The following is a 22942-nucleotide window of genomic DNA, read 5'->3' on the forward strand; positions in this document are numbered from 1 at the left end:
AGAGGATAAAATGGATAACGAATTTCTTGATAATGTCACCTTTGATGAACTCACTATAGGTCGAAAAGCGACATTAGTGAGAACTTTAACACAAAACGACATAAATTTGTTTGCAGCCATGTCCGGAGATGTGAACCCTGCTTACCGTAATCCTAGTGACAGTCAAAGTGACCTTGTTCATGGCGTAGTGGCTCATGGTATGTGGTCTGGAGCACTGATTTCCACATTATTGGGAACGGTCTTGCCGGGACCGGGAACAACTTATCTGGAGCAGGATATCAAATTCAAACAGCCCGTATGTATTGGTGATGAATTAACCCTGACTATTACAGTACGAGACAAGAATGAGAAGACCAAAATTGTCAATTTTGACTGTGTAGGCTTCAACCAAAAAGGAGAACTTATCGTTGAGGGTCTTGCCAAAGTGATTGCCCCTGTTAAAAAATTGAGAGTGCCGCGCATCTCTTTACCTCATGTCGAAATCCTGAACCACGATCATTTTAATGCCATCATTGTTTCCTGCCGTGATTTACCCCCGATTAAAACCGCTGTTGTACACCCTGTGACAGCCAATGTACTGGAAGCCGTCAATGATTCCGTCAAAGCAGGATTGCTCACCCCAGTTCTAATCGGTCCTGTTAAAAAAATAAAAACTGCGGCAAAAGAAGCGCAAATTGACTTGTCCCAATGGGAGATTATTGATACTGAACACAGTAATGCAGCAGCAGTTAAAGCTGTAGAGCTGGCGTCGTCTTGTAAAGTAGATGCCATTATGAAAGGAGCACTGCATACGGATGAATTAATGTCGGCTATAGTTCCTGTCACATCCGGATTGCGAACCAAATATCGAATCAGCCACGTTTATGTCATGGACGTGCCTACTTATCACAAACCCATTCTAATTACCGACGCCGCTATTAATATCGCTCCTAATGCCACAGACAAAGCGGATATTTGTCAAAATGCCATCAACCTCTGGCGGATCTTGTATGGTGATGAACACAAGCCCAAAGTTGCCATACTTGCTGCCGTTGAAACCGTGAACCCCAAAATGCAAGCAACTGTCGATGCGGCTATTCTCTGTAAAATGGCTGATCGAGGACAAATTTATGACGGTATTTTAGATGGGCCTCTGGCTTTTGATAATGCGATTAGCAAACAGGCTGCTATTGAAAAAGAGATCGTATCTCCTGTAGCAGGAGATGCCGATATTTTGCTAGTACCCGAAATTGAATCTGGAAACATTCTTGCGAAACAACTGTCTTTTCTGGGACATGCCGATGCTGCAGGTATTGTTTTGGGAGCGCGCGTCCCAATCATTTTAGCAAGCAGGGCTGACTCCTTGAGAACTCGGCTATTATCTTGCGCGGTAGCGGTTAAAATTTCCGCCGCCAGAAAAGCAGGAAAAATAAAATGACCGATTCTGTTTTATTGATCCTTAACTCAGGATCTTCCAGCGTGAAATTTCAGGTCTTTACCAATACGCCAGAACTGATTTCACTTGCTCATGGTAAAATATCCGACTTAGGTACAGAGCCTAAATTTTCCGCTTACAATGAAACTCGATCCGAACAAAAAACAGTTCAATCACTCACTATCGATTTTAACCACGTGCAATCCATTCAGAAAATACTCGACTGGATAAATCACCAAAATAGCTGGAGTGTCCGTGCTGTTGCTCACCGGGTAGTGCATGGTGGTGTTCAATTTCCTAAAAGTGTATTGGTTACAGAAGCTGTTTTGAGCCAGTTAAAAAAACTAAACCCTCTGGCACCACTGCATCAACCGCACAATCTGGCTGCTATAGAAATCATTCAGCGCATGCACCCTCAATTACCCCAGTTCGCATGTTTTGATACGGCCTTTCATGCGGGACACAGCCCTCTGTTTTCAGTATATGCTCTCCCCGAGTCCCTGCAGGAACAAGGGATAAGGCGATATGGATTTCATGGACTATCTTATGAATGGATAGCTCATACTTTAAAAGAAAAACATCCTGGTTTGTCTCATGGCAGGATTATAACGGCCCATTTGGGTAATGGTGCCAGCTTATGCGCCATGCATCATGGCATCAGTATTGACACCACGATGGGATTAACTGCGCTGGATGGACTGCCTATGGGTACACGATGTGGCAGCCTGGATCCTGGCGCGATTACCTACATGATCAGGGAGTTAGGCCTATCCCCTTCTGAAGTGGAACAGATACTTTATAATGATTCGGGGCTGCTTGGATTATCGGGATTAACCAATAACGTCAAGGAACTGCAAGAGAGCCACAATGAAAAAGCCCAATTTGCTCTGGATTATTTTTGTCTTAAAGCAGCCCAATTTATGGGAATGATGGCAATTTCCCTTGGTGGTGTTGATGGTATTGTATTCACTGGTGGAATAGGTGAAAATTCAGAGATAATTAGAACGAACATACTTGCTCGACTCAAGGTTCTGCGACCTTTTTCTGTCCTGATTATTCCAGCAAATGAAGAAAAAATGATGGCAATGCATGCATTAGAACTGTTGCGTACAATGTAAGTAAAGAGAACATTAATATGGATAAAGACTATTACAAAATTATGGGTGTAAGCTCTGATGCCTCTGATAAAGACATCAAAACAGCGTACCGAAAATTAGCTCGTAAATACCACCCTGACATCAGTAAAGAACCAGATGCCGAAGAAAAATTTAAAGAAATGGGTGAGGCTTATGAAATCCTAAGGGATCCTGTTAAACGAGCTGAATACGATCAATACATTAAAAATCGTGAATTCAACCAAAGAGCCTATCAATCTACAGGTCATGCTGGTGCAGGAAGATCGCATCAATATGAAGATGTTCAGTTTGACAGTGATTTCTTTGAATCTTTATTTGGTCACTCCCGATATCAGCATCAGCCCATGACGGGTCAAAATTATCAAGGAAAAATGACCATTAGCCTGGAAGAAGCCTTTAATGGTGTAGTAAAAAGTGTGCAGGTTCCAGTAGATCAAGGATCTGAAACCAAATTACAGACTTTAAATGTCAAAATTCCTGCTGGGATAAAATCCGGTCAGCAAATACGTCTGGCTGGACAAGGTGGCTCAGGAATCAATGGTGGTCCCAGAGGTGATTTGTTTTTAACGATAGAGGTAATGAAGCATTCGCTATTTGATGTAATGGAAAATGACATTTATCTCACTTTACCCATAACCCCTTGGGAAGCAGCATTAGGCACTACGGTAATAGTGCCCACACTCAGTGGAAAAATTGACTTAAAAATTCCCCCTGGCTCCCAAGGCGGGCAAAAACTCAGAATTAAAAACCGTGGATTACCCGGAGCAACCCCTGGCAATCAATACGTTCTGTTAAAAATAATTACTCCCCCAGCAACTTCAGAAGCAGCAAAAGAGGTTTATAAAAAAATGGCGGAAGTAATGCCTTTCAATCCACGTGAGAAAATGGGAGCATAGCATGAGTAGAAATAATCTTTTAACCGGCATGCTTATTGAAGAAACGACCACGTATACCTTTATCGAAGTATGTCATAAATACCATATTCCTGAAGAGTTGCTCACTGAGATGATTGAATATGGTTTCTTCCCGAATCAACCAACGGATCCTAAACGCATTGCAATAGATGAAAAAGCCCTACGACGCATTGAATCTGCATTCCGACTGCACCGAGATTTGGAAATTAATTTACCCGGAGTCGCATTAGCACTTGAACTGCTCGAAAAAATTGAAAAAATGCAGAGTGAACTGGACATATTACGAAAGCATCTTTAAATACAATTCCTTCTTCATCGCCCGTATTAATCCTCTCTGATACGGGCTATCTACACAAACAAACACAGCAGCCCCTCTGTCACTCACCGCCACTCACCACCATTCCTCATCACCCTGCGTCACCCTACCTTCCCCCTGTCACCCTCCGCGAAAGCGGGGGGTCCATTTGTTCGTTTAATTCTTGCGATGGATAATCGCATCAAAACATTCTTTTTGTTCTACAGCACATTTGAAGCAGGAATAGTCACTTGATTTTTGGTTGATAATCCGGTATCTCTTTAGGTCTATATCCTTTTATCGTCCTGAAGAACTCAATAATTTTAGGGAAATCATTATTAATATCTCCTGTCGGCCAAAAGGGTTCGTGTATCCTGATTTCCCGAGTAGCATAATCTGGACCTATCATTACTATCGGTATTTGCGCTTGACAAGCAATATGATAAAAACCTTCTTTCCATCGAGTGACCGAACTGCGTGTTCCTTCCGGAGCTAATCCTAACCGCAATTCATCACTGGTACGAAACAACTCCACAACTTTATCTACTTGATTTCCTTTTCTGGAGCGATCAACAGGCGAGCCGCCAATGGCTTTAAAAACAAGGCCAAAAGGAAAAATGAACAATTGGCTTTTAGCCAAAAAATTAACTCGAACTCCAACAATAAAACGAGCGCACAGACAGATTACAAAATCCCAGTTACTGGTATGAGGAGCAACGATGATGATGTATTTTTTATCCTTGGGTAATTCCCCAACAATTCTCCATCCTATTATTTTGTAAATTAACCTGCATATTTTCTGCATAACAGAATTCCATTGGTGCTTATTATTTAAGTATATACAGTATTGGGTTCATTTTGATACTTTTGGTCAAGTACTGTGTATTTTTCAATCAAGGCGTATTAGGGCTCGTTTCAAATTCCATTCAAATGACACCTTAAAATTTGATCATAACATAGCCACCTTAACCTGAATAGAAAACAATTGATTGACATCTCTACACTTTTCGGACATCTTGAAGGCAAACTTGGATAGGACTTAAGAAGGAGTACGTCATCATGTTTAGTAAAGAGTTAAACGAACAAAGTTCCTCTAAAATGATTCAATCAGTCCCTCTCCCCAAAGACATCTGGCTGGAAATTGCATTAAAATGCACCTCAACTCAAGATTGTTATAATGTCTTACTCCTGAACAAACTCACTGCGGCACTACTCAAAGATAGTGACTGCCACGTTCAATTAAACAAAAGAAAATTAAGTTCCTTGCAAGCATTTTGCGGTGGCGATGCAACCTTCCTGCTAACCCTTGTGCAAGGAAAATCGGTACTGCTTGGAACAGGAAACAATGAGTACCATCAACTAGGGTCACCCGGTAGCAAAAACCAAAAACGATTCATTCCTCTCACATTACCCAAGGAAATGGTCAATGTTCACAGTGTGCGGGCAAGTCATTTCCTTACTGTGATTTGTGGTTATGACAAAAGCAATCACCCTATGGTCATTGCTTATGGAGACAATATTCAAAGCCAGATCGATTCAAGTAGTCCATTTAATACCCACCAATTTACTCCAATCAAATTACCAGAACACATGACACAATTAAAACAATTGGTCACCGGATGTCTTCACTCCATAATCTATGGGCATGATAAAGAACATCATATAATTGTTTCAGTATGCGGTTATAATGAATATGGGCAATTAGGTACCGGTGACACGATTCGCAGAAATTATTTCACCCAGATCAGTGTGCCAGAAGAAATGCTCTGCATCGATAAAATCTGTGCTGGTGGCTACCATAACCTGATTAGTGGGCAAGACAAAAACGGACAATTATTAATCGCAGCTTGTGGTGCAAATGCTCATGGCCAACTGGGTACCTCGGATGAACTGAATCGTCATCAATTCACCCTGGTCCAATTGCCAGAAGGCATAAAAAAAATTGCAGACATTAAAGCAGGAATTCGTCACAGCGTTATTTTAGGCCTGGATGAAAACAACAAATCTATAGTGTTAACGTGTGGAACAAATCACCTGGGACAGCTAGGTCTGGGAGAACAACCCAATGCCAATCAATTTACCCCTGTTTCACTACCTGAAGGAATGCAGACAGTCAACCTCATCGGGGCAGGCGGTTACCATACCATCATTTGCGGCAAAAACCAGGATAATCAACCCATGGTAGCTTTATGCGGTTATAATGAATTTGGACAACTGGGTACGGGAAATAATACCAATCAATACGTATTTACTGTGATCGATCTTCCTTCGGAAATGGCGGCAGTTGATGAAGTATTGGCAGGGGAAAGACACACCATAATAATAGGCCGAACTAAAACCAATCAACCGATATTGGCTGGATGTGGAAGAAATATTCATGGGCAGCTTGGTGCAGGCGATTTTAAAGATAAAAACACGTTTTGCACCATTGAATCATTTTGGTATGTACGGGATCACGAATCCAATGCACTTACATTTTTTGCCAAACTAAAACAAAACGATACTCGATCGCCATCCATTAGTTTTAGCCTAAGTACACAATAGCTTATGCTGAACAGTAGATAATATTCCACACTGGAAATTATTAAGTGTTCAACCGATTTAGGCTATGTTGATCATTATGGTCAACAGAGCCTGAACAAAATTGCAATTTAGGCCTGGATCTGTACACTATCCAACACAACTATGTCTTATTAAGCCACAATGCAGAATAATCACGATTTAATAGCTGAGCAGACCTTAAATTGGGTACGTACTTTTATCATAGAGCATAATATTTGCCCCTTCGCCAAAAGGACTGTTAATAAAAAAGGATTAAGAATTCATGTCTCGCCTGCCATCAAAAAGGCACAAGCACTCGAGGAGTTAATCTCGGAAATTCGTTTATTAGATGAAAAACCAGACATTGAAACCACATTAATTGTCTATCCTGAATCGTTCAAAAATTTTTTTAATTATCTGGATTTTATCGATCTGGCCGAGCAGCTCATCATACTTCAAGATTATGAAGGGATTTATCAAGTCGCCAGCTTTCATCCTGATTATTTTTTTGCAGATACTGATCCTGACGATGTAACCAATTACACCAATCGCTCCCCCTATCCCATGGTTCATCTCCTTCGAGAGGACTTGCTGGAAAAGGCCATTTCAGCCTATGGCGACACCTCTCTGATTCCAGAACAAAATATTGCCAAAATGCACCAACTCGGATTAAAACAATTAAAAAAATAGATTGATAAATGTCACTACAATTTCACCAAACAATCGAATAATGTACTAAAATAGTACACATGGAATATAACACTATTCAGGTGAACTATGAAAACACAGGATCCCGCCCTCGCCATGTCCCATCCGCGATTGCTGGCAGCAATCTACTTCGGCTTATTGTCTGTACCCGGTACAATTATCATTAACGCACTTCTGGATTCTATTGGGGTAGATCAAATTATTCCCGTTTTTAAAGCGGTGATTTTAGGACTATTTGTTGCAGTCTGTACTGGAGCAATCTTTGGTGAAAGTATTGTCCACTGCAAAAAACCCTATAAGTCTAAAACATTTTGGCTTGGATTTACTATGGTCATTGCCTCATTGCCTATATTCGATTTAGGTCTTTTGTTATTTATGACAGAAGAATATGCTAAATTGTTTTCTATAGCCAAATTTCGTGATCTGGTGTATTTCTATTTAGTTATCCTGGCTTATAGTTATATTTTGTTCGGATTTATTCTGTCAATTATTGCAGGTTTTGCAGCTATGTATTTACGAGGCCAATTAGTATACGATATCCTGCATACTCAAGAACGGCGCAAACGGGTGACCAATCCAACATTGGTAAAATCAAAGGTTGCACATCCCCGCAGGGTGCATTAGACGCTTCGTTAAACTGATAACGAACCAAAGTGCGGCGACCCAATACATCCAGAATACACCGTATATTTCTTGATATGCGGTGTTTTTTTATGAAATTTTTGAGCAGATACTCACTTGAACTAGTACGTTATAATCAATAGGTTTTAACCAATGCAGGATTTAAATAATAAAAACAGACTGCTTGATTTATTAGCTCAAGGTGCAACAGTTATAACTCCCAACAATCGTTTAAGCGGGGCTTTACTGCAAGACTACTTCAGCTACTGTGCTGCGAAAACTACAGTCAAACCCAAATGTTACCCATACAAAACCGCATTGTTGAAAGCCTTCAACCAGCTCATCATGCAACGTCCCGATCTGCCGCATCCCCTATTATTAAATGATGCTCAGTGCCAACATTTATGGCGTAAAATAATTAAATCAGAACCAGAAATAACTTATAGCGAAGGATTGCTAAGCGCTGTTATGCAAGCCTGGGAACAATGCCAACAATGGCAAGTTGATCCTCATAACCCTGAGTTTCACTACACACCGCAGACCCGCACATTTCAACAATGGTGGTTGCATGTTAATAAACAGCTGCGCCAGTTACATGCGATTAATGAACATCAAATTATTCCTTACATTCTGCAAACAGAAGAATCCCTATTGTCACAACCGGTGATTTGGGTCTGCTTTGATGATTTTAATCCGCAACAATTGGCTTTGCAAAACCATCTGGACAACAACAAAATAACTCAATACCGTTATGATTTGAAGCAACACACAGAAGCGCCTCGAGTTTTTGCAGCCAAGGACATTAAAGAAGAATATCAGCAACTTATAGCCTGGTTGAAATTAAAAATAGAAAGTGGCGAACAAAAAATTGGAGTCGTCGTTCCCAATTTACAGCAAGAATCACGCCCCTTAAAAAGAATCATTCAGCAACATTTTGATCCTCTGTGCGTTAATATTTCTCTGGGTCAGCCTTTGAGTGAATTTCCTCTTGTGGCTCATGCCTTGGTCTGGTTAAATTTGAAACCTGATCTTCTCAATCATTTCCAGGCCGCTCTATTGCTGCAATCCCCTTATCTTAGCGCTGCCCAGCAAGAATTTTTAAACCGCTCTCAAATTCTGCAAGACAATCCTTTATTGCAAAATCAATCGATTCAATTACAGTCTTTTATCAAGGAAGTTACTCATCTGGCACCGCAATTAGCAAACCGATTAAAATCAATGAATCCTTATCCTGAAACAGCATCCCCCCAACAATGGATAGACCTGTTTCAGAACCGATTAAACGTACTCGGGTTTCCTGGTGATTATGGATTAAACTCGGAAAATTATCAGTGTTATCATCGTTTTGCATCACTGTTCGATGAATTCAGGCAACTGCATTTAATCAGTGCTACCCTGAGTCACAATGAAGCGCTTGATGCCTTGATGCATCTTGCCGACAATACCATTTTCCAGGCTCAAAAAAACCAGGCGCCAATTCAAATATCAGGCTTGTTGGAAGCATCGGGATGCGAATTTGACAGCTTATGGGTCATGGGTTTAACAGACCAATGTTTACCACAAAAACCACGATTGTCAGCCTTTATTCCTCAGGACATGCAACGTAGACTCCTGATGCCACATAGCCTTCCTGCCCGTGAATTGGCCTTTGCAAAACAAACCTTGCATCGATTGAGACAAGGAAGTGCTGAAACGGTATTCAGTTATGCTCGATTTCGGGACGATACACCTAATTTACCCTGTTCCTTGATTATTGATTTTCCCTCTTATACCCTCTGTTCAATACCCGTCGACCCAATGCAGCACAATGAATTAATCCCTCATGATGAAATCTACATGGTTCCCATTTTAGCAACGGAACAAATATCCGGGGGTACTGCATTACTTTCCTACCAGGCAAAATGTCCTTTTAAAGCTTTTGCAGAACATCGTCTGAAAGCAAAACCGTCTCAACCTGCTTCAGATGGATTGGATGCCAAGGAGAAGGGAATTATCGTACATAAAGTCATGGAAGTACTCTGGCGTCATCTGGAAAATCAAAAAAATTTACTCCAGTTAAACTCCAGAACTCTGGAGCAATACATCGAACAAGCCATTGAATCAGCCCTATCCAAGGTGAGACTATTTCATACCCAAGCACTACCGGAACTCATAAAAGATGTAGAGTTCATTCGCCTGAAACGATTGGTACACTCCATACTGGAATGGGAAAAACGCAGACCTGAATTTGAAATCGCTGCATTGGAAGAATCCTACACATTGAACCTCGCAGGGCTGGATTTTAATGTACGAGTGGATCGTCTGGATCGAGTTGAAGATTCGAAATGGGTCATCGATTATAAAAGCAGTCTGCCTGCCAGTAAACCCTGGAATGAAACTAGACCAACAGAACCTCAACTATTACTCTATACCCTTCTTGATGAAGAAATTAATACTCTATTATTAATGCAATTAAAAACAGGTAAAATAATCTGCAGCGGATTAAGTGAGAACAAACTGGATATTAAGGGTATCAGCGCTTTAAAAGCAGAGGAGTCATGGGAAAATCGCCGTAACGAGTGGCACCAGCAATTAACAGCTTTAGCTGAAGAATTTCAAAAAGGGCTCTGCCTGCCCCAGCCGGCAACCAAGGCACTCTGTGAACAATGTGATTTCCAAAATCTCTGCCGATTCAAAGTGACTGATAACTCTAATGAATACTAACGAAGACATATTAACCAACCAATCAAACAGGAATCCCTCCATGCATCATCTCATTATTGGATACGGTTATTGCGGATTTTATTTAGCGCAAGAGCTACTAAAAAAACAACAAAAGGTTACCGCCCTTTCCCGGCATTTAAGCGAGGAGATGGCGCTTCCGGGCTTAAATCATATAAAAACAGACTTAAATCAACCTTTTAACTGGACTGAACCGGATACCGTTGTCTATTACCTGATCCCACCGCCAGCTGAGGGAACTCTGGATGTTTTTTTAAGGCAATTTCTTGGCCAGAGTGTATTGAAAGCAAGGAAGGTACTCTATTTTGGATCCAGTGGTGTATACGGTAATCATCACGGTGCATGGGTTACTGAAGAGTCGCCCTGCTTCATCCATAATTCCCGTCAACAACGTCGCCTTGATGCAGAACAGCAATGGTTGTCCTTTTGCACCCATCACAATATAGAGATGGTATTAATGCGAATTGCAGGAATATACGGCCCGAATCGGTTACCCATTGATGCTGCCAAAACCAAAACAGCCATCATGGCGTTAGACAGCGCCCCTTATACTAACCATATTTTTGTAAAAGATTTAGCACAAATTGCTGCTTTCTTCGGCCAGTGCAAAGTCCCTCATGCTCTTTACAACATAGCGGATGGCGATCCCAGGACTATGGGCAGTTTACAACAATTGGTTGCAAAAAACCTTGGAATAGAAGAGGCATCCTATGAATCATGGGAACAGATCTGGGACAAAGCCAGTCCAATGAAGCGGGAATTTATAGAGAGTTCAAAACGTCTGGACAACAAACGATTACTTGCAACATTAGGCTCTACTTACAAGTTAACAACTCTTGATGACGGAGTGAGTCAAAGCCTTCAAGATTATCTTGTTTCGTAAGTCTTGGTAACTATATACTGCCGATACGGTAACTACTCGATACCCTCTGGATGTCATAATAACCTCAGGATAGGGCATCCTTGAATAATTGAGGCGTTACTCGATTGCGATAAAAAACACTTAATATTGATAGCGTGAATTATGCCTTATACCAAAAATACTTTAGATCTTAATGCTTGTATGGGACAGTGCAATCAAGCATTCGACAACATTTTTACAAATCTTGAATTGACACAAACCATCGAAGAACAATTACGCCAGGTTAAATCATTCTATGCTCATCACTATCATGGGGCAAAAGACAAATCAACCAAAATCAACGTCCTTGAAGACTATCAAAATTTAATTCTTCTCCTCTCTCAGGTCAGTCAAGGAGAATTATCAGCAGACCAAGCACTGAACACAATTGATAAGTGGACTGAAATGAAACAAATTGGAATTATTATCCATAATTTAATCACAGTTTGTGAATTAATGTTTTGGGCAGCAGCATCCGCTTTATTCTATAGTTCCTGTATCTCTGTAGGTATCCCCTTACTTGCTTGTGATCCCATCAGTGGACTCCTGTTAACTCTTGGTTCTGCCCTGTTAGCGGCGAGTTCAATCCACGAAGGATTTGATTGCTTTGAAGAGTTCAAAACCCTGGATCACGTAAATAATGAGTCTGAGCGTGAAAAGAATCTGATCTCATTTTTTAGTCCTCCCAAGGCAAATAAAGGTTCTCAATCATTAGACAGTACACCCATTTTAGCAATGAATTAAAGAAGGAATAAAAATCGTGTCTCAGGATAACATTGATGTTCTTATTGTTGGTGCAGGACCTGTCGGGTTATTTTGCGCCAATGAACTCACACGACATGGATTAACTTATCGAATAATCGATAAAAAAAACACGCTAAGTGTTCACTCCAAAGCACTGGGTCTGCATATTCGAACTCTTGATGTATTGGAGGACTGTGGCCTTTTGGAAGAGGTGCTTAAGCAAGGACTTCCCATTGAAGGTGTGGTGTTTAAATCCAAAGGAGCAGTTCTGGTATCTGCTTCATTTGCAGCAATTGAAGCCAACAGACACTACCTGATCGATCTCCCGCAAAATCAGACAGAAGCCATTTTATATCAACATCTTGAGCAACAAGGGATTAATGTCGAATGGGAAACCGAATTAACTCACCTGATTCAGACTCCTGAAGAGATCACAGCGACCATTAAGAAGCCCAATAATAAGTTTGAGTTACTCAATGCAACGTGGCTCATTGCCTGTGATGGGGCTCACAGTACCGTCAGAAAACAAGTTGAAGCTGAATTTAAAGGCTCTGAGTACAAACAGGCCTGGTGGTTGGCTGATTTATTAATCGACTGGAGTATCCCTGAAACTCATATGACGATATACATCAGTGATCGGGGGCCTTTAGCCTGCTTTCCGATGGGTAACAAACGCTATCGTCTTGTTCTGACTGCACCACAAGAGAGCACGAACGAACCAACCCTTGATGATATAATTCACGAATTCCGACTGCGCTCGTCTGATCCAGCTACTCTTTCAAATCCTGTCTGGATTAGCCAATTCAATATCCACCATCGTCAAATTCAAGAATATCGATACGACAGGATTTTCTTTGCTGGAGACGCTGCTCATATTCATAGTCCGATGGGAGGACAGGGTTTGAACACGGGGATACAAGACATTTATAATCTGGCATGGAAACTGGCTCTGGTAAATAAAGGAAAAGCAAAACCCGAACTATTAGACAGTTATCATGAAGAACGTTTCCCTGTGGGCCGTGAAGTCATTAAAACGACCGACAAAATGACCCGATTGATGTTAATCACCAATCCTGTCCTGATGAAGCTCCGTAATGTATTCATTCATGTTATGAGTTCTATCAATCCAATTATGAAGTACATGGCGAAGAATATAGCAGAGCTTGCAATATGCTATGCTAAAAGCCCGATAGTACATCAATATGGTAGCGCCAGGCGTCTCTCTGCCGGTGATTATTTGCCTGCTTTTCAACTGATTCATAATGAAACCCAACAAACCATGAGCAGTACAGCAATTACTCAGGGAGTTCTGCACCATGTGTTTCTATTTGAAGGTCTAAAGAAAAGAAAAATAACCCAATTGATGCAAACCGCTATAAATATGGCACATAAATATCCTAATTCATTAAAAGTTCATTGGGTAAGTACCAAAAAATCAGTACAATCCAATGATTCAGTTACTTTCTGGATTGATGAGCAGCAACGCGTTCATCAGCATTTTGGTCTCAAAAAGCCGTCGCTTATTTTAGTAAGACCGGATAAATACATCGGCTTCTTCCAAAAACCCATTAATATCAATAAATTATTGGAGGAATTTTATTTAATTTCTTAATCAGAACAGTAATTGATAAAGCCGAATAGAACGCGAGAATCAGGAACACACCAGATTTTTAACTTCGACGAAGTAATTATGTTGCATGTTTACCTGCTAGTTGCATTGCGAAATTGAACCAGATGCTTAATAATGATTAAATTACTGATCTAAGGAGTGGAAATGTCACTCAACGCAACCAAAACACGAGTCCTCAGCATTGGATTAATGATTTGCTTATTAAGTAGTTGCTTTCATCCGCCATATAATAATTTTAGGCCAGATCCTCGAGCTCCTCGTAAAACTGCCCAAGGAGCAGCAGGTGGTGCGGCTATTGGCGCTATAGCCAGTGGAACTGTATCAGGAACCCTTCTCGGAGCAGGTATTGGTGGTGCAATTGGTGCAGCCTCGGGGCTTTATAAAGATTCCAAACCTAAAATTATCAAGGATTTAAAAAAACAGGATATTGAATTCATCCAGTACGGTGATACCAGATTGCTGATTGTGCCTACCGATAAATATTTTATGTTCGGGAGTCCACGACTCAATGAACTGTGCTATCCCGGTTTAAATAACATCATCAGATTATTAAAATTCTATCCGAAAAGCCGGATTTACGTAGCCGGATTTACAGATAATGTCGGATCACGTTACCATAAAAAAATGCTTTCTCAGGCGCAGGCAGAGACCATGCTCACTTTCTTGTGGGCAAATAATATACCTGCCAGCCGACTCAAAGCAGAAGGTTATGGGGACAAAAATGCCGTATCAGATAATAAACTGATACATGGAAGCGCACAAAACAGACGGATTGAAATTCAATGGTTTGATGGACCTGCACAAGTCCAAACTCCAATAATGTATACAAAATAAGGCTGATTAATGCGTTCCAGATTTATAGGCGGCATCCTGCTCATCGTCGGTACTTCCATAGGCGGAGGCATGCTTGCCCTGCCAGTTGCCAATGCTTCTACCGGGTTTTGGCAATCATCTATAGTTTTATTTATCTGCTGGGCATTTATGACTTTGGGAGCCTTTTTTATCCTGGAAGCAAATCTGTATTTACCCAGAGGAAAACACATGGTTTCCATGGCAGCAGCCACACTAGGAAACTATGGTTTACTAGCGGCCTGGATAAGTTATCTGTTTTTACTGTATACCCTGCTCTCCGCCTATATTTCAGGAGGAGCTGATGTACTCAACAGCATACTCTTTAAAATTGGGATTCATCTCAACGATTGGCAAGCCAGTACTTTGTTTACCCTGTTTTTTGGTTTAGTCGTTTATGGCGGCATCCATTATGTGGATTTTACTAACCGAGCACTCATGTTTGGCAAGCTCGCCGTTTATTTTGTGCTGATTGTTCTTATAGCTCCCCACATTGATGTGCACCATTTTCAACATGGAGATCTAAGCTATATTGGTAGCTCAATCATGATATTAATTACTTCTTTTGGCTTTGCTATTATTGTCCCGAATTTAAGAGAGTATTTTAATGATGACATCACAAAATTGAAGAAAGTGATATTCATCGGTTCCTTAATCCCATTAATATGCTACATAGCCTGGGATGCCGTCATTATGGGAACCCTGCCCTCTGAGGGCAGTCAGGGACTAAAAAGTTTAATGCAAAATCCGCATACAACAAGTGCACTGGCCGGCCTTCTATCAGACAAAGTAAATAACTCTACCATTAGCGCCTTTTTTAATTTTTTCACATCGATTTGCATGCTCACGGCTTTTCTCGGAGTATCACTCTGTCTGTACAGTTTTCTTGCCGATGGTTTGAAATGGCGTGACACTGGATCGCATGGAGTTGGCTTGTTTCTATTAACGTTTATACCGCCATTACTCATTGTCATCTTTTATCCTGGCGCCTACATTCATGCCCTGAGTTATGCGGGTGTTTTTTGCATTATTTTGCTACTTCTTTTGCCAGCACTCATGTGTTATTTTGGCAGAAAGCATTTTAATGCAGCATTTATTGTACCTGGCGGATCACTATCTCAATGGGCAGTTATTCTTGTATCAATCGCTTTATTGGTCCATGAACTATGGGGATTTCTGGTTTAAAAACAGTCATATTTTCCCATAAAACTGATTGACTTCCCCTGAGGAATAAAGTATCATTGTGCTCTATATTTGTACTGATTTGGATAATAATTAAGTGCTCAATTCAAAATTAATAGGCGGTGTTTTACTTATTGTCGGTACATCCATTGGCGGCGGAATGCTGGCTTTGCCTGTATCAACAGCTGAAGTAGGCTTTGGAAACTCCATTTTCTTCCTCTTGTTCTGTTGGCTGGTTATGACTTCAGGAGCGCTATTAGTACTCGAAGTGAATATGCGTCTTCCTGTCGGTAGCAATATGATTTCCATGGCCAAATCAACCCTGGGTTTACCAGGACAAATCATCGCCTGGATAACCTATTTGTTTCTTTTATACACTCTGCTTGCAGCATACATCTCTGGTGGTAGCGATGTATTCAACAGCCTGCTGCATAAAATAAACATTGATTTGCCGAACTGGCTGACTTCCATTATTTTCACAGCCTTGTTTAGCCTTGTTGTATATAACGGGATACGTTCAGTTGATTACGTCAATCGTGGGTTGATGTTTGGAAAGCTGGGCGTTTATGTATTACTGGTAGCCATTATCAGCCCCCACGTCTCCACAGAGGGTTTAACTGGTGGTTCTGCGCGTGCATTTACCGGAATGTTGATGATCCTGGTAGCATCTTTTGGTTTTGCATCCATAGTACCCAGTTTGCGTGATTATTTTGAAGATGACATCCGTACCCTGAGAAAAGTCATTTTATTCGGATCCTTAATTCCCTTATTGTGCTACATAGTCTGGGATGCTGTCATTATGGGAGTAGTAGCACGTGAAGGCGATAATGGCTTGATCGCCTTGATGAGCTCCGACCATGCCACCAGCGGCCTGACTGAAGCGCTAAATCAATCCATTCATAATCAATGGATCAGTGGCTTTTTTGGCTTCTTTACCTCCATCTGCATGATTACCGCATTCCTTGGAGTCTCTTTGGGATTGTTCGATTTCCTGGCGGATGGCTTGAAACTCAAAAAATCTGGAACTCAAGGCAAATATACTCTCGCGCTTACTTTTCTACCGCCTCTAGCCGTCGTATTAATAAACCCGGGAATATACCTGCATGCGTTAAACTACGCGGGGATCTGCTGCGTCATATTATTACTCCTTTTGCCTGCAATAATGGCCTGGAAAGGGCGTCAAACATGCATCTTGGCTCCTAGTGAAGGACATATGGTGCCCGGCGGTAATTCAGCTTTAAGCCTCATTGGTTTTATTGCTCTAGGATTACTTATTATCGCCATTATGTATTGATCTCGCGGGCAGATTCTGTTCTCTACGCCAAAATTGCTTAACCATTCATTCTCAAGGACCCTTTCGCTGCGAAAATAAATGGTCAAGGTGCAAAATATAAATGAGACTTTTGACTGTTTTTTAACTTCAAAATAAGCGATACTTCAAGCAAATATATACGAATATACTCCATGACAAAAATAAGACCCTTTCTAAAATGGGCTGGAAGCAAATACAATTGCCTTGATCAAGTCATCAACTCTCTTCCGTCCGGCAAACGTTTGATTGAGCCATTTTCTGGTTCTGGTGTTATTTTTATGAATACAAATTACCCCTCTTATCTTTTGGCCGAGGGCAATTCGGATCTTATTCAACTATTTACTACCCTGCAAAAAAAGGGTGAATTATTTATTAACTATTGCAGCAGGTATTTTCAACCTGAGATGAACTGTAAAGAAAAATATTATGAGCTTCGAGAAGAGTTCAATAAACTCAATCATTCTCAAAAAAAATCAGCGATGTTTCTCTACCTAAATCGTCATGGATACAACGGCCTTTGCCGTTACAATTCCAAAGGCATTTATAATGTCCCCTTTGGACTCTACTCAAAGCCTTATTTTCCACTTAAGGAAATGCTTCTATTTCATAAAAAAAGCATACAGGCTCAGTTTATTCATAATGATTTTAGAAAAACCTTTGAACTTGCGGAAAAAGGGGATGTCATCTATTGTGATCCACCCTATGTCCCAATAAGCGAACACACCAAACCGCTGCCTTATACCCAAACCAAATTTTCTGATGAGGATCAGATTGAGCTGGCTGAATTAGCCCGAGCAACAGCATCCAGAGGCATTCCAGTAATTATATCCAACCATGATACTGCATTCACTCGCAAACAGTACCAGGAAGCAGAGATTAACAGTTTTTCAGTCTCTAGATGGATTAATTGTCAGTCCAGCCTGCGCCAACCCGTTAAGGAGCTGATTGCTGTTTTTAAGTAAAAAACGTTATCCAGAACGTAGTACGAATTATAAAATTGGCTGCTGTTTCATCCCTGACAATAGAGCAATTACAACAGGAAAATGAACGCCTTTTGGCTGTGATTGAACAGCGTTATTCCACCATCGAAACCCTCGTTATTGACAGGAAAAGCTGCAAGGATGACTACTGCATAGCCAAAAAAAATACGCTTATCCCCACGACAGTCCCATTAAAAATGTGACGTCTTTCCGAGCGTAGCGAGGAATCTCCTGCAAATTGGCACAATCTGAATTAATGCATTAATTATCATTGGACGTTACATTACGTGAAGAGGATTCTCGCGTACGCCAAGATCATGCTCCTGAAAATAGGGCGATGGTTCGGCATATTATTTTGAACAGGTTACAAAATACCAAAAAGAAATTTAGGGATATGAGCATTAGGCGCCTGCAGAAAAAGGCTGGCTGGGGAGACTCAACTCTTGATATGATTTTAATGGCCGCATTGTAATGGGATCGTGCAACCTTGCAGGAGATTCATCGCTACGCTCGGAAAGACGTCATATTTTTAATGGGACAGCCGTGCGCTTATCACTATTCCAGGTAGTCATTTCTCGCGGTTTAGTGTACCTGGATATAAATCTTTGTTGCATTCACATATTGCCTGGTTATGCGAAACAAACAACCTGGTGAAATAGGGCTCTTCTCGCTGCGGCAATTAAGATGATTTACCGCCGAGAAAGGTAATTGTCGACAGGCCCTGGCGCATACATAAAAACAACACATTGTTTATGAGATGCCGAAACTGTTCCTTTTATGAAGACTTCATGATATAAAGCGGCAAACTGGAACATTGGTGCGTAATTTATCGGTTCGTATACCGCAATTCAGTTTTTTAGATTTCATGGAGGTATTAAAAAAATTCTAATCTTGCCTGCGAAATGACCGTTTCAAAATCAAAAAAAATCAGATAAGGAGATTCTCTATGTCCGACCACAAAAAGAATAATGGCAGAACACACCTACCTGTCACCCAAAAAAAATACCATCCAGCGACTATAGATAGCTTCCGACGAAGTATCGGGGATGAAGCCAAACGCAGAAGAGGAAAGCATTTTTGCGATTCCGTTCAACAAGTATTTTGGCTTAAGCCTTGTTATAGAGGAAACGCGTTGTTTTACTTTGCTGGCGGATTATTGATCATGGGTTTTATCGTTGGCACTTTAAACGAGCTCCAGTTTAACGCGCCATCGTCATCAAAAACTCCAGATGAGCCAAGTGAGAGTAGCAAGCATTCGCCAACTCGTTCTGGTTCAATAACAAATAATACTACGGCTCCCCTTCGTTCATCTTACTCCCAACGACCTCGCACACCATCAGATGCTTCACCCCTCTTATTCAAAAGAGAACCTTTGTTAGTTCAAGCTAGTGATGGCTCTGTGCATTTACTCGATAATGATGACTCATCTGGACATTCAAGTGATATAGAGGATTCATCGATTCCAGATATTCTATCGGATCCAGGTTCTCTAAAGTCCTATAGAGGTTTTTATATGCGTTATCTTGAGATTAACCTTGGCATCAAAGCGTCATCTTACGAGATGTGGACAACGTGGTTGCGCACGCATCTGACTCCCAAAGAAAGACATTCCAGTCCCCATTTACAAAGACGCGCCTTAATACGTAGACACGGATATGAGGGCTTTGTCAGCCACGTAGTGGCATCCACTTTAGCATTTAGTAATGCATGGGATCCAGCGTGGCTCTCTCTTGACGAGCAGCGTCAAAATTCAAAAATGGTGCTTAAATGTGCTGAAATTTCCTTATACTGGATGACGGAAGTTCAGAAATTAGGTATCTTCATATTGACTGCCGAAGACATCTTGAAGATGAAAGAAATCTATCAATCTCTTCTTTACGCCAGGCTTCCAAAGACCAGTGAACATTTTCATGTCAATAGCGAGATGCACTCCTCTTTGATGCGTGTGTTCATTGACGCATGTGATGGTACATTAAGCACCATTAACAAAGAACCAACCCGGTTTGATCACCAAAAAGAAAATAAGGCAATTCGTGATGAGTTTGTAACGCAACTGGCCTCATCAATCCGAGAGTTTGAGATCCGTGCCAAGGAAGAAGAAAGCTATTCAGCCAGTGTCAAGCCATAGTCTGCTAACATCTCATAATGTATTGGGCAGATGACTACCGCGAGGCGGGCGTGTTGACGACATTTTCTCTGTATCAATTAGGTCAGGGTGATATATCCCTGACCGAGCCTTAAGTAAATCGCGTACCATCTTCCAGACGAATGAGTCTGTGTCCCCAAAACACAGAAGTAAACTTCATTCTATAAATTGATTAACCAATAGATATGACTCATGATCAAAGGATTGAGTCCTGGGTGGCATAGTGCTGAACCTGCATTTGGAAAGCCTTTACTGCCTTATGGATAACCAAATGCGGTATTCAATATGATGTTACATTTACGAATTAACAGAATGATCTTTGATAAAAAAAGCAAGAATAGTTACTAGCAACAACGAAATAGGCAGTATGGATAAAGCAACCTGATAATCCTCTACGGTATAGATATGTTCACCACCTACTATGCCACTGTCGCCAAAGGTATCCAATAATTTTCCAACTAAAGGCTGAAATACAACACCACCTAAAGTCACGATCATATTGGTTGCTGCAAATACTGTACCGGATAATTTAGCTCCACTGCATTCTTTTGCCATAATAAAGACAATGATTTCTGTGGCGCTGAACACACCATATAAAAACAACAGAATATTTAAGCTAAGATAGGATAATCCAGGGCAGTACAGTACCAAACTAATACAAATCAGCGATAAAATTGCGCCAATAACTAAAGGTAAAACCCGTCTGCCAGTACTGTCGGATAAATAGCCGGCAATGGGTGCACCTACAGCCCATCCAAGAAATACTGCGGATACAGTCTTGGCAGCCTCAACTTTAGTTAAATGATGAGCTTGTTCCAAATAGGTTTTACCCCACAACTCACCGAAAACAGATAATGAGGTATAGAGGCATGCTCCAACAAATCCAATCAACCAAACCTCAGGCGACATGAGTACTTTCAGTACATTATGAAAAAACTCAGGTAAAGGATATTTATTGGGTTGGAACCCTTCAGGACCATCTCGAACAACAAAAAACATTAATAGACTGAGGGCTGAGCCAATAACAGCTATTAGTATTAGAACTTGTTCCCAACCAATACTCATAGACCATTCAGTAATTTTTACCTCACCGTAAACCAACCCCAACATACCCAGGGTTGTAATCAAACCGGCTACTAACGAAAAATAACGTCTTGGTAACCAATGCAAGGTCAAGGATAAAACACCCACAAAGGCAAATGAGGAGCCAAATCCTACTAAAAAGCGTCCACATCCAACAAGAAACATGGAGGAAGTCAACGTGAACATCCAGGAACCCAGGGTACAACACAGACAGGCAAAAGTTAACAATCTCCTGGGGCCAAATCTGTCCATCAACATACCTACTGGCATCTGCATTGGTGAATAGGCAAAGTAATATAATGCCGATATCTGGCCAAATGTGGTTGCAGAAATATGTCCCAAAGCAGCGCTTAACTCGGACTGTAAGGCACCTGGAATAATTCGGAGTATAAACTCATAACAGTAAAATACAGCTCCGACAAAGCAGACCAGGATACCAAACATCATTTGTTTTTTGTTCATCATTCTATTTGTGAGCATGAGCGTGTGTTTCTTTTAAGAAGAAGGTCAATATGGCCGCAATAAGAATGCCTAAAGGTATAATAGACAAAGCAAACTGGTAGTCATCCACTGTATACATCTTCTGTAAATTATCTACTGCTACTCCTGTAATTGCAGCATCCCCAATATGAGTTGATAAACTAAAGTCTAATAGATGCCCTACCAAAGGCTGCAGCAACATCGCTCCTAGCATCACAATCATGTTCGTGACTGCCATTGCAGTACCGGCAGCTTCACCGGGACTTAGCTCCCTGCCCACTGCAAACACGATAGCTTGTGAACTGTATAACAAACCCAATAAAAACATCAAAGACTGGATGTTTGCTTCAGTTAAGCCAGGAAGGTACAGAATCATCATCATGACAATTGCCGCTCCGCCAGCACCAATAAGCATTGGAAATTTTCGACGATACAATTTGTCCGAAATATAACCCATTAATGGCGCACCAATAATAAAGCCTAAAAAGAGTAATGAGTTGGCAAGGCCTGCACCCTGAGAGGTTAAGCCATGTGCATGTCTTAAATAAGGTATACCCCAAAGCTCGGCAAAAACAGTCGTAGGGAGATAAACCAGGCATCCATACATTCCATTAACCCAGATTTGCTTGTTTCTGATAATGATACCCAGATCAATCATCCCTTTTTTAAAGCTGGAAACAGTACCACTATTTCTGTGATGGCCCTTTCTATCATGAATACCAAACCATAACACCAGTGTCAGAACGATACCAAATATTGCGGTCATATTCAGAGTTTTGATCCAACCCATCTGTTCTATGAATAGTTCGAGAAAGTTATCGCCCAACATCGCTCCAATGGGGCCAAGCGCTGAAGTCATACCCGAAACCATTGCTAACCTGTTCTCTGGCAACCAAATCGTGGCCAGTTTCAATACGCCAACAAAAGCAAAAGCGGAACCAAATCCAACTAAAAATCGTCCCAGTGCCGCAACCCAAAAAATTGAAGTAGCAGTAAACAGGAAGGTACCAATAACGCAAATCAAACAGGCAAAGGTTAATAAACGTTTGGGTCCATATCTATCCAACATGACCCCTACAGGTAATTGCATGGGCACATAAGCAAAATAGTATACAGAAGAGAGAAGACCAAATCCTGAGGCGGATAGATTAAAATGACCACGCAATGAGTGTTCCATAACACTGGGAGCTATGCGTAATAAATATTCATAGCTGTAAAACACAGCTCCTAAGCCACAAATAAGCCATCCGATGATTGCGTAATTATTGCGGTTTTCTGAATGCAA

The 22942-nt window shown here is 41.1% G+C and carries 19 protein-coding genes; 16 read left to right on the plus strand and 3 right to left on the minus strand.

Features of this window, described 5'->3' with window-relative positions; all coding sequences use genetic code 11:
- The first annotated feature begins 10 nt into the window (after nt 1-10).
- The 4 genes from ELY21_RS04585 to ELY21_RS04600 are packed head-to-tail and all read left to right on the plus strand — an operon-like array spanning nt 11 to nt 3762.
- The gene (locus ELY21_RS04585) at nt 11-1417 is read left to right on the plus strand and encodes a bifunctional enoyl-CoA hydratase/phosphate acetyltransferase (protein ID WP_127107307.1); all 1407 of its coding nucleotides are present in this window, start codon (nt 11-13) and stop codon (nt 1415-1417) included.
- Nucleotides 1414-2532, plus strand: coding sequence for an acetate/propionate family kinase (locus ELY21_RS04590; RefSeq protein ID WP_127107309.1), 1119 nt, complete (start codon nt 1414-1416; stop codon nt 2530-2532). Before ELY21_RS04585 ends, ELY21_RS04590 begins: the two co-directional genes overlap by 4 nt.
- 17 nt (nt 2533-2549) lie before the next feature.
- On the plus strand, nt 2550-3446 hold the full coding sequence (locus tag ELY21_RS04595; RefSeq protein ID WP_028383930.1) for a DnaJ C-terminal domain-containing protein: 897 nt from the start codon (nt 2550-2552) through the stop codon (nt 3444-3446).
- A 1-nt stretch (nt 3447) separates the two neighbouring features.
- Nucleotides 3448-3762, plus strand: a complete 315-nt coding sequence (locus ELY21_RS04600; protein ID WP_127107311.1) for a chaperone modulator CbpM — start codon at nt 3448-3450, stop codon at nt 3760-3762.
- Nucleotides 3763-4006: 244 nt separating this feature from the next.
- Here ELY21_RS04600 and ELY21_RS04605 read toward each other — a convergent pair whose 3' ends face one another.
- Nucleotides 4007-4564 (minus strand): lysophospholipid acyltransferase family protein, encoded by a 558-nt coding sequence (locus tag ELY21_RS04605; RefSeq protein WP_028383928.1) that lies wholly within the window; start codon nt 4562-4564, stop codon nt 4007-4009.
- Between the two features lie 254 nt (nt 4565-4818).
- Here ELY21_RS04605 and ELY21_RS04610 point away from each other — a divergent pair, with 254 nt between their 5' ends.
- From ELY21_RS04610 to ELY21_RS04670, 12 genes are all read left to right on the plus strand, one after another.
- Nucleotides 4819-6303 carry a hypothetical protein gene (locus tag ELY21_RS04610; RefSeq protein WP_127107313.1) on the plus strand — a complete coding sequence of 495 codons (1485 nt, stop codon included), beginning with the start codon at nt 4819-4821 and terminating at the stop codon, nt 6301-6303.
- 159 nt (nt 6304-6462) lie between these two features.
- Nucleotides 6463-6990, plus strand: a complete 528-nt coding sequence (locus ELY21_RS04615; RefSeq protein WP_028383926.1) for a DUF1415 domain-containing protein — start codon at nt 6463-6465, stop codon at nt 6988-6990.
- Nucleotides 6991-7077: 87 nt separating this feature from the next.
- Nucleotides 7078-7632, plus strand: coding sequence for a hypothetical protein (locus ELY21_RS04620; protein WP_028383925.1), 555 nt, complete (start codon nt 7078-7080; stop codon nt 7630-7632).
- Between the two features lie 150 nt (nt 7633-7782).
- On the plus strand, nt 7783-10332 hold the full coding sequence (locus ELY21_RS04625; protein WP_127107315.1) for a PD-(D/E)XK nuclease family protein: 2550 nt from the start codon (nt 7783-7785) through the stop codon (nt 10330-10332).
- Nucleotides 10322-11233 (plus strand): SDR family oxidoreductase, encoded by a 912-nt coding sequence (locus ELY21_RS04630; RefSeq protein ID WP_233588661.1) that lies wholly within the window; start codon nt 10322-10324, stop codon nt 11231-11233. The genes ELY21_RS04625 and ELY21_RS04630 overlap by 11 nt, the downstream gene beginning before the upstream one ends.
- Before the next feature lie 141 nt (nt 11234-11374).
- Entirely contained in the window at nt 11375-11995 is a 621-nt protein-coding gene (locus ELY21_RS04635; RefSeq protein ID WP_127107317.1) for a DUF5638 domain-containing protein, read from the plus strand.
- 16 nt (nt 11996-12011) lie between these two features.
- Entirely contained in the window at nt 12012-13607 is a 1596-nt protein-coding gene (locus ELY21_RS04640; protein ID WP_233588662.1) for an FAD-dependent monooxygenase, read from the plus strand.
- 162 nt (nt 13608-13769) lie between these two features.
- Nucleotides 13770-14459: a C-OmpA-like family protein CmpA gene (cmpA, locus tag ELY21_RS04645; RefSeq protein WP_127107321.1), complete on the plus strand. Its 690-nt coding sequence runs from the start codon at nt 13770-13772 to the stop codon at nt 14457-14459.
- A 9-nt stretch (nt 14460-14468) separates the two neighbouring features.
- Nucleotides 14469-15659: an amino acid permease gene (locus tag ELY21_RS04650; RefSeq protein ID WP_127107323.1), complete on the plus strand. Its 1191-nt coding sequence runs from the start codon at nt 14469-14471 to the stop codon at nt 15657-15659.
- A gap of 94 nt (nt 15660-15753) precedes the next feature.
- Entirely contained in the window at nt 15754-16950 is a 1197-nt protein-coding gene (locus tag ELY21_RS04655) for an amino acid permease (protein WP_127107325.1), read from the plus strand.
- Between the two features lie 170 nt (nt 16951-17120).
- Nucleotides 17121-17930, plus strand: coding sequence for a Dam family site-specific DNA-(adenine-N6)-methyltransferase (locus ELY21_RS04660; RefSeq protein ID WP_127107327.1), 810 nt, complete (start codon nt 17121-17123; stop codon nt 17928-17930).
- Between the two features lie 964 nt (nt 17931-18894).
- Nucleotides 18895-20076: a hypothetical protein gene (locus tag ELY21_RS04670; RefSeq protein WP_127107331.1), complete on the plus strand. Its 1182-nt coding sequence runs from the start codon at nt 18895-18897 to the stop codon at nt 20074-20076.
- Nucleotides 20077-20391: 315 nt separating this feature from the next.
- Here ELY21_RS04670 and ELY21_RS04675 read toward each other — a convergent pair whose 3' ends face one another.
- Both ELY21_RS04675 and ELY21_RS04680 read right to left on the minus strand, forming a co-directional pair.
- A complete protein-coding gene (locus ELY21_RS04675; protein ID WP_028383915.1) occupies nt 20392-21657 on the minus strand; it encodes an MFS transporter in 1266 nt (421 codons plus the stop codon).
- On the minus strand, nt 21644-22942 hold the full coding sequence (locus ELY21_RS04680; protein ID WP_127107334.1) for an MFS transporter: 1299 nt from the start codon (nt 22940-22942) through the stop codon (nt 21644-21646). The genes ELY21_RS04675 and ELY21_RS04680 overlap by 14 nt, the downstream gene beginning before the upstream one ends.

The sequence above is a fragment of the Legionella sp. km535 genome, from assembly GCF_003990085.1.
In the GTDB taxonomy this organism is placed as follows: domain Bacteria; phylum Pseudomonadota; class Gammaproteobacteria; order Legionellales; family Legionellaceae; genus Legionella; species Legionella moravica.

What these genes read in the sequence shown, in the direction of transcription:
- ELY21_RS04585 (WP_127107307.1), top strand. Translation starts at nt 11, where the DNA reads ATGGATAACGAATTTCTTGATAATGTCACCTTTGATGAACTCACTATA.
- ELY21_RS04590 (WP_127107309.1), top strand. Translation starts at nt 1,414, where the DNA reads ATGACCGATTCTGTTTTATTGATCCTTAACTCAGGATCTTCCAGCGTG.
- ELY21_RS04595 (WP_028383930.1), top strand. Translation starts at nt 2,550, where the DNA reads ATGGATAAAGACTATTACAAAATTATGGGTGTAAGCTCTGATGCCTCT.
- ELY21_RS04600 (WP_127107311.1), top strand. Translation starts at nt 3,448, where the DNA reads ATGAGTAGAAATAATCTTTTAACCGGCATGCTTATTGAAGAAACGACC.
- ELY21_RS04605 (WP_028383928.1), bottom strand. Translation starts at nt 4,564, where the DNA reads ATGCAGAAAATATGCAGGTTAATTTACAAAATAATAGGATGGAGAATT.
- ELY21_RS04610 (WP_127107313.1), top strand. Translation starts at nt 4,819, where the DNA reads ATGTTTAGTAAAGAGTTAAACGAACAAAGTTCCTCTAAAATGATTCAA.
- ELY21_RS04615 (WP_028383926.1), top strand. Translation starts at nt 6,463, where the DNA reads ATGCAGAATAATCACGATTTAATAGCTGAGCAGACCTTAAATTGGGTA.
- ELY21_RS04620 (WP_028383925.1), top strand. Translation starts at nt 7,078, where the DNA reads ATGAAAACACAGGATCCCGCCCTCGCCATGTCCCATCCGCGATTGCTG.
- ELY21_RS04625 (WP_127107315.1), top strand. Translation starts at nt 7,783, where the DNA reads ATGCAGGATTTAAATAATAAAAACAGACTGCTTGATTTATTAGCTCAA.
- ELY21_RS04630 (WP_233588661.1), top strand. Translation starts at nt 10,322, where the DNA reads ATGAATACTAACGAAGACATATTAACCAACCAATCAAACAGGAATCCC.
- ELY21_RS04635 (WP_127107317.1), top strand. Translation starts at nt 11,375, where the DNA reads ATGCCTTATACCAAAAATACTTTAGATCTTAATGCTTGTATGGGACAG.
- cmpA (WP_127107321.1), top strand. Translation starts at nt 13,770, where the DNA reads ATGTCACTCAACGCAACCAAAACACGAGTCCTCAGCATTGGATTAATG.
- ELY21_RS04650 (WP_127107323.1), top strand. Translation starts at nt 14,469, where the DNA reads ATGCGTTCCAGATTTATAGGCGGCATCCTGCTCATCGTCGGTACTTCC.
- ELY21_RS04660 (WP_127107327.1), top strand. Translation starts at nt 17,121, where the DNA reads ATGACAAAAATAAGACCCTTTCTAAAATGGGCTGGAAGCAAATACAAT.
- ELY21_RS04670 (WP_127107331.1), top strand. Translation starts at nt 18,895, where the DNA reads ATGTCCGACCACAAAAAGAATAATGGCAGAACACACCTACCTGTCACC.
- ELY21_RS04675 (WP_028383915.1), bottom strand. Translation starts at nt 21,657, where the DNA reads ATGCTCACAAATAGAATGATGAACAAAAAACAAATGATGTTTGGTATC.